Origin of the sequence: Vibrio caribbeanicus ATCC BAA-2122, assembly GCF_000165125.1 — a bacterium.
In the GTDB taxonomy this organism is placed as follows: domain Bacteria; phylum Pseudomonadota; class Gammaproteobacteria; order Enterobacterales; family Vibrionaceae; genus Vibrio; species Vibrio caribbeanicus.
Map to the genome: position 1 here is coordinate 1 of NZ_AEIU01000041.1, position 507 is coordinate 507.

A 507-nucleotide genomic window follows, 5' to 3' on the forward strand; every position below is an offset into this window, starting at 1 on the left:
GGGCTGCCTGTTGCAAAGTTTCTATAGTTTGTGACCCTATCGACAATAGCCAAATCGCTCAAATCCTGGTCAAAAGCAGAGGCTCCGCGGAACATACTTTCTACAGACTCTAAGTCTTCCACCATCCAAGTACTGATATCTTGGTTAAAGCTCGTAGCATCGTAAAACATATATGACATATCAGTCACCATGGGTGCAGCCCAACCTGTGATGGGTTGATTGAACGACGAGGCACGAGAAAACATCCAACTCATATCTTTGACAAACCACACATCCCAGTTGTCAATGTTTTGGTTAAAGGCGGAGGCTCCTTCAAACATCGAAGACATAGTTTCTACGCTGGAGGTCACCCAGTCACCGATGGGTTGGTTAAAGGCTTTGGCACCGTTAAACATCCATTTCATACGCTTTACCTTGGAGGTATCCCAGTCACCGATGGGCTGGTTAAAACTGGTGGCACCTGAAAACATCCAACCCATAGACCTTACCTTGGAGGTATCCCAGTTA

At 46.2% G+C, this 507-nt stretch carries 1 protein-coding gene; it reads right to left on the reverse strand.

Annotation, left to right across the window (positions count from 1 at the left end; translation table 11 throughout):
* Positions 1-479, reverse strand: a 479-nt coding sequence (locus RH40_RS03690; RefSeq protein ID WP_009599995.1) for a BspA family leucine-rich repeat surface protein, incomplete at its 3' end; no start/stop codon positions are given.
* Between the last annotated feature and the right edge of the window lie 28 nt (positions 480-507).